This is a genomic window from Gilvirhabdus luticola, from assembly GCF_040117515.1.
Lineage (GTDB): Bacteria > Bacteroidota > Bacteroidia > Flavobacteriales > Flavobacteriaceae > Gilvirhabdus > Gilvirhabdus luticola.
On the sequence record NZ_JBEEEN010000001.1, the window covers coordinates 953,207 to 959,804 of the forward strand.

The 6,598-nt window shown below is 31.5% G+C and carries 8 protein-coding genes; 3 read left to right on the plus strand and 5 right to left on the minus strand.

Features of this window, described 5'->3' with window-relative positions:
- The first annotated feature begins 194 nt into the window (after positions 1 to 194).
- Positions 195 to 1,256 (plus strand): Gfo/Idh/MocA family protein, encoded by a 1,062-nt coding sequence (locus AAFP94_RS04430; RefSeq protein WP_316660228.1) that lies wholly within the window; start codon positions 195 to 197, stop codon positions 1,254 to 1,256.
- Between the two features lie 128 nt (positions 1,257 to 1,384).
- Here AAFP94_RS04430 and AAFP94_RS04435 read toward each other — a convergent pair whose 3' ends face one another.
- A complete protein-coding gene (locus AAFP94_RS04435) occupies positions 1,385 to 2,095 on the minus strand; it encodes a CPBP family intramembrane glutamic endopeptidase (protein WP_316660227.1) in 711 nt (236 codons plus the stop codon).
- 127 nt (positions 2,096 to 2,222) lie between these two features.
- Between AAFP94_RS04435 and AAFP94_RS04440 the strand changes: the two genes are divergently transcribed.
- Positions 2,223 to 2,696: a hypothetical protein gene (locus AAFP94_RS04440; RefSeq protein ID WP_316660225.1), complete on the plus strand. Its 474-nt coding sequence runs from the start codon at positions 2,223 to 2,225 to the stop codon at positions 2,694 to 2,696.
- A 42-nt stretch (positions 2,697 to 2,738) separates the two neighbouring features.
- Here the strand turns inward: AAFP94_RS04440 and AAFP94_RS04445 are convergent, their stop codons facing one another.
- The 4 genes from AAFP94_RS04445 to AAFP94_RS04460 all read right to left on the minus strand — a co-directional run bounded on the left by AAFP94_RS04445 (position 2,739) and on the right by AAFP94_RS04460 (position 5,954).
- Positions 2,739 to 3,152, minus strand: a complete 414-nt coding sequence (locus tag AAFP94_RS04445; protein WP_316660224.1) for a DsrE family protein — start codon at positions 3,150 to 3,152, stop codon at positions 2,739 to 2,741.
- Positions 3,153 to 3,168: 16 nt separating this feature from the next.
- Positions 3,169 to 3,849: a twin-arginine translocation signal domain-containing protein gene (locus tag AAFP94_RS04450; RefSeq protein ID WP_316660223.1), complete on the minus strand. Its 681-nt coding sequence runs from the start codon at positions 3,847 to 3,849 to the stop codon at positions 3,169 to 3,171.
- A gap of 125 nt (positions 3,850 to 3,974) precedes the next feature.
- Positions 3,975 to 5,009 (minus strand): c-type cytochrome, encoded by a 1,035-nt coding sequence (locus AAFP94_RS04455; RefSeq protein WP_316660222.1) that lies wholly within the window; start codon positions 5,007 to 5,009, stop codon positions 3,975 to 3,977.
- A 138-nt stretch (positions 5,010 to 5,147) separates the two neighbouring features.
- The gene (locus AAFP94_RS04460; RefSeq protein WP_316660221.1) at positions 5,148 to 5,954 is read right to left on the minus strand and encodes a ThuA domain-containing protein; all 807 of its coding nucleotides are present in this window, start codon (positions 5,952 to 5,954) and stop codon (positions 5,148 to 5,150) included.
- 278 nt (positions 5,955 to 6,232) lie between these two features.
- On the opposite strand from AAFP94_RS04460, the gene AAFP94_RS04465 reads away from it, so the two are divergent.
- The gene (locus AAFP94_RS04465) at positions 6,233 to 6,370 is read left to right on the plus strand and encodes a hypothetical protein (protein WP_316660220.1); all 138 of its coding nucleotides are present in this window, start codon (positions 6,233 to 6,235) and stop codon (positions 6,368 to 6,370) included.
- The last annotated feature ends 228 nt before the right edge of the window (positions 6,371 to 6,598 follow it).

The window sequence follows — 6,598 nt, forward strand, 5'->3', positions numbered from 1 at the left end:
ACTTTTTTAAGAAAACTTCAGGTTTTATTTGCAATGAGGGTTCGTTGGGATTATTTAAACCCTGTCATCCCGACAAAAAGAGTTTCAACAGATTTAATATTGATCTTATCCTGATTGATTAAAAACCCTTTTGTATTGATTATTGCGCTTTGCTAAAAGTTACATTAGTAATTGAAAACAGTAATATTAAGTAAATGAATAAATTAAAAGTACTAGTAGTAGGCTGTGGTAATATGGGAATGTCTCACGCTAGAGCATATCATCAACTGGAAGAATTTAAAATGGTTGGTTTAGTAAGTCGAAGTGCAGAGAGTAGGGAACGGCTATCTAATGAACTTGGAGGCATTCCTATGTTTGACAATTTTGAAAATGCACTGATTCAAACAATGCCAGATGTAGTTTCTATCAATACATATCCTGACACACATGCAGCTTATGTTCAAGCAAGTTTAGAGGCAGATGCTCATGTTTTTGTTGAAAAACCATTGGCAACAACTTTAGAAGAAGCTGAAAAGTTGATTGTTTTGGCTAAAGAAAGAAATAAAAAACTAGTTATTGGCTATATTTTACGTGTACATCCTGCATGGACAAAATTTGTTGAAATTGCACAAACACTTGGTAAGCCTTTGGTGATGAGGATGAACTTAAATCAGCAAAGCTTTGGTGATCAGTGGCATACGCATAAACAACTGATGAAATCCATTTCTCCAATTGTAGATTGTGGAGTTCATTATGTTGATATCATGTGTTTAATGACAAAATCAAAACCAATCAGTGTTAGTGCAATTGGAGCCAGGTTAACAGATGAAATTCCAAAAACGATGTATAATTATGGCCAATTGCAGGTCTGTTTTGAAGATGGCTCTGTAGGATGGTATGAATCAGGTTGGGGCCCAATGATTAGTGAAACAGCTTTTTTTGTTAAAGATGTAATTGGGCCTAAAGGCTGTGTTTCTATTACAGATCAGGCTAAAGGAGAATCACAAGATATAGAAGAACACACAAAAACAGGTGGCTTAAAACTTCATCATAGTATGTTAGATAAAGCTGGAAATTTTTCAAAAAAAGATGAATATATAAGTACTGCAGACGAACCAAGTCATGATGAACTTTGTTTGCTGGAACAAAAATTTCTATTGAAAACTATTGTAGAGGATTTAGATCTTACGGCTCACAATGTTGATGCTGTTAATAGCTTGAAAATTGTTTTGGCTGCAGACGAAGCCTTAAGAATGGGTAAAACTGTAAATCTTTAATTATCAGTTGTTTTAAAACATTATATGTTAGAGGTTACTACAAAATTGATTCGTAATCAAAAATCAATGGACCTTTCTCAATACATCGTTTCACTTTAGATTTGAGTTAATCTATCCTTCTCAAAGGATTAGTTTAAAATCAAGTTTTTCAATATGTTGTAAACATCCTGTTCTAAATTTAAGTAAATTAATGTAATCCCTATTACATCATAAAAACCATGTGTAAGAATAGTAAACCAAAGTATATTTTTATGTTTAATGTAGATCACCCCTAAAATGAGACTAACAACTCCTGTGCTAATCATACCAGAAACTCCTTGATATTCATGTCCTAGACCAAAAAGTAATGATGAAAAGACTACAGCTATCCACATTGTTAATTTAGTATGTCCTAAAAGTATTCCTAAACGTTTAACTAATAATCCTCTAAAAACAAATTCTTCTCCAAATGCTGCTATAACCCACATGATTAAAATGAATATTATGTAGTTTAAAAAACTTCCTCTAATCCCATTTAGGCTACTTAAATCAACTGTAGTGTCTAATAAATACTCTACCCAAGGTGTAATAATAATATCGACAACAACGAGAATTAAAACAGAGAATGCAATTGATTTGAAAAATAATTTTCTCCAACTTTTTGGTTTTTGAAGACCAATATATTTCCAATCCCATTTCCTAGCCCAAAGTAGGATCAGCACAAAAACAAGACCAAAAAAGAAAGCAAGATCGTTTTGCCAAAAAGTAAATCCAACAATTGTAATAATAATTAGCCAAAGGGTAAGATCGTGGCTTAACCATTTACCTATTTTACCTCTAAAAGTTAAAACTTCTCCCATAATTTTACTTTAATAAACTAAATATAACATAATTAATTAATTTTTTTTATAACTGTAAGATAGCTAACATTTTAAAATAATTGCTTGTACTACTTTTAATAATGATATTAACTAAAAAAGTATTATTATGAAAAATGTATTCTCATTTATCTTATTGTTAGCATTATTAATGATAGTTGGCTGTAGTTCTAATGAATTAGAATCTGTTGATTCAGAATTTTCTCAAGAAAGAGCTTCAGAAGTAGAGGTTCAATCTAAAAGTGCTTCGAAAAAGGCAAAACATAATCGGCCAACCATTTGGGTTAATTGTTATAAATTTACAGGCTTAGTAGTTCCAGCAACTTTCAAGCCTAAAAGTCATTCATTTGATAACTTATATGCTATGCCTGGTTCATCTTTTTATGGAGGTGTTCCACTAATTTCTGACTCTAAACCTGGAGATCAAGATTATAATGGAGGAAGATGGCATATGTTCGTCTTGAAAGAAGGAGTTGATTCTGCTAAATATGCAGAAGCCTGCAAAGAAGAAGATTTAGATTTGTATGATTTTGTATCTACAGGGAACTATTTTGAATGCCCTCTACTGCCATATAGAGAGTAATGTATTAACATAAAAAACTCCAGATTTCTGGAGTTTTTTTATTTACTGACCTTCTTTAATATATCCCCAACCTTCTTGCTGCTTCTGAATAATTTCAAGAATACCATCGGGCACAGTGGTTACTCCTTCAATAAGTTCAGACTCATCAACACCATGTCTTTTCATTGTACCTTGACAAATCACAAAAGAAACCTTGTCATTATCTGCAAGAGCTTTCATATCTTCTTCTACTGATGACTTTCCTTTTAAAACCATATCCATAGCTCCGCTGTACATAACAACTTCAAATTCAGAATCAGGATAAGCAGCAGACATTGCTTTAACATGTCTTACCGCAGCTTGATGAACTTTAGTATTATCACTTGTAACATCGAAAACAATTTTTACTGGTTTTTCTTGAGAAAGAACATTAAAAGTGCATAAAAAAGCTAAAACGAATGTTGTAAATAATTTCATATGTTTATTTTTTTAATTAACCTCCTGCAAAAATGTATCCACAACCATGCTCTTGGGCTCTGCCTAATGCCCAAACACCAGAAGGGACTACTTGTATTCCAGGAAGTAAACCAGCCTTAAAATCTTCATAAACTTCACTTGCTTCCATTGAGACACCAGGCGCAATGAAGCCACTGTAAACATTTAATGCAAGATCACAAACACAAAACATTGCACCACGTTCTTGTAAACTTTTTATTCCTCCAGGACCATTTATTGGGTAATCTCCATCTTGGGGCTCATAAAATGGATTCCTTACAGCATGGCTTTTAGTATGATCTTTTACATCAAAAAACTCACCAAGCTTGTATTTTGCCCATAATCTATCTTCCATAGCAAACGCAATAGCAGAATGTCGTAAAACGGTCATAGCTGTAATATCTTCATCTGGACTGCCAGTTTGATTATTAGTGAGATAAAATGCCCAGTTCCAAAGTATTGGAAGTCCGTTATGAGGTGTTGAACCATCATAAACTATCCTGTGAGATCCTTTAATGTTATCAAACCATTTTTCGATTTCACTTAAGTCTTTTTTAATGTTGTTTTCAAAGGTATTTGCTTCTATTGGATTTGCAAAAGCAGATAATCCACTCGCGGCAGCACCTAATGCTAAAGCCCCTAAAAAGCTTCGTCTTGAATTAGTTGAATCAGTTTTCATTTTTATTGAATATTAATTAGTAAATCAATTTTGAAGGGTAAGAGGTTGAAAGGGATTTAAATTTATGAAAAAAAAATGAGACTTTAATTAAAACAATAATGTTTAAAAGGTTGAGAGACCTTACTTTACTTTGTTTTTATAATGCCATAAGTGGTTTCGTAAAAATCAATTATGGGTTGAAAGGGTCCTTTTTGATGCTGTTCAATAGAGAAGTTATCAGCGTAAGGAGGATAAGGTGTTGAAACAGGTTTCTTTTTTAAATCAGGAAAATCTACTTCTAAATTTGCTTTGGTTGGTCTTTGTTGCTGATTAATATACCCTGCAACATCATAAGCTTCTTCATCTGTTAACATTGGACTATCATAGGTTGTGCCATATGGCATATTGCCTTTAATAAATTGAGCAGCTGTAATTACTCTGTTTATACCTGACCCATTGTTGAACGAATCATCACCCCAAAGTGCTGGATATTCGTACACATTAGAATTTAATTTTTTTACACCTTTTCCTTCTTCAGTATGGCAAAAGGCACATTTAGAATTAAAAATGCGTTTCCCATTATTTAAATTAATTGGTCTGTTAGGCAGCGTAACCGACAAAAACCCCTTTCCCTCAATATTACCATCTTCTGGAGCAAATCTGCTCAACCAATTTAAGTAGCTGACCAAAGCTTTCATCTCTTTACTATTAGGCGGCATTTTACGGCCATTCATACTTCGTTCCATACAACCGTCTATACGCTCTTCAATAGTTCCTATTTTATTTTCCCGGCCACGATATTGTGGAAATCTTTGTATAATTCCGATTAGTGGAGCTGAATAAGGTTTTGTACCAGCATATAAATGACAATTATTACAAGATAAATTATTACCCGCATATACCATTTCGGGATTACCATTATTTGGACCTATATAATTGGGAGTGCTTTTAAACAAATCATAACCATACTTAATTACCCTATCAGATTCTGAATTACCTAAAGTAGCAACATCATAATTTTTTAAGAAAATATCATCTATGGAATTACTGTTGGAATATTTTTGAAATACACCAAAATTGAATAACACTAAAACAACAACTATAGCAATAATAAAACCACAATAAGAGCAAATTCTCCAACGTAATTTTCTTAAGTAATTTTTAAATGATTTATCTTTCAATGCTACTATATTTTTTGTTTACTAAATATAGACTATAGCTTCGATAATTTGAGGGCACTTAAGTTATACTTTCTCAAGAAAGTAGGTCTAAAGATATTAAATTTATGAAAATTTAAATATACACTTAAATCTTAAAGACTAATTTTTAGAATATATAGGAGTAACTAAATTTTCTTTTGGCTGATATTTACTATCGCTTGCCCATTTTATACCTCTAGTAAGAAGTTCCCATGCTTCGTAAGTATCAAAGTCTTTTGGAGCATGACCAATTGAAAGATAAAACACACGACCTTTATCATGGTAGCGTTTCCAAGATAATGGAATGACAGCACCTTCTATCCAATCGTGTTGATCTTTTGTAAAAGATGTGGTTGCCAACACTTTATTATTGGGATCAATGTGCATGTAATATTGTTCGGTATCTTTCATTACAAAGTCTTGAAGACCTTCAGTTATTGGGTCATTAGAGGTATGAATTTGAACATCATAAGATGGAATTATCCCACCAGGATGAGATACCCATTGCCCGCCAATTATGTATTCATAATCTTGGCTTTCATGAAAGGAATCAGCCAATCCTCCATGACATCCAGCTAAACCTATTCCATTTCTTAATGCATTATCTAAACCTTCAAATTGTTCTTTTGTTATTTTACCTTGTGTGTAATATTGAATTATTAAATCGGTATTATTCATTATGTTTTCTTGAGTATAAACACCTACAGAATCTGAAATAGTCACATTAGCACCTTCGCTTATTAACCATTTAGAGACTCTTTCAGTAAAGATGTCAGGTTGATGCCCTTGCCAACCACCATATACCATAAGTATATTTTTACCTTCTAATGATGGCAGCGTTGCTGCGCCTTTGCTTTGAGCGCACGATATATTAATAGGAAATAGATAAATTAAGGAAACAAGAAACAAGTAATTTATTTTAATCATATGTGGCATTTTAAAAATTAAGTTTTAGGCAAACACTAAATATAAATATTATTATTTAAAAGTTTTTCAAAAGATATACATTAACATTATACCTAGAAAACAACCACTTATTTTAGAATTGAAATAATAAAAATGTAAAACTGAAGGAAAAATTATTTTTTTATAATGACTTTATACTATTTTACAGGACTTGAAAGCAATTGGAAAAATGTTTATGTAATTTCTGAACTTGCTTTAATTATTTTTACATTAACAGCTTTAATACTTCATTTATTATAATGAGAAGAAAACAAAACAAAAGATATAATAATTTCTTTGATAACTACAAGAATAAAGTTGGTGGAACTGTGTTTTTAGGATTTGTTTATGTTGTAATTGGTGTAGTTGCTTATTTAATTTATACCTTGTTACAATAATTATGAAAGAGTTTAACAAGATAGCTTCTATTCTATTGGTTCTGTTTGTTACTCATAGTTTTAGTATGATTAAAAATCCGCTTCATTTATAAGAATTTTTATAATTTTAAGGAATAAACATAATGGATATAAACACAATGTGTTTATTCCTACGTTATAGGTCATTAAAAAACTAAACGCAATGAAACATTTTAATACAATCTCATTTTTAATAATTTTATGTTTTAC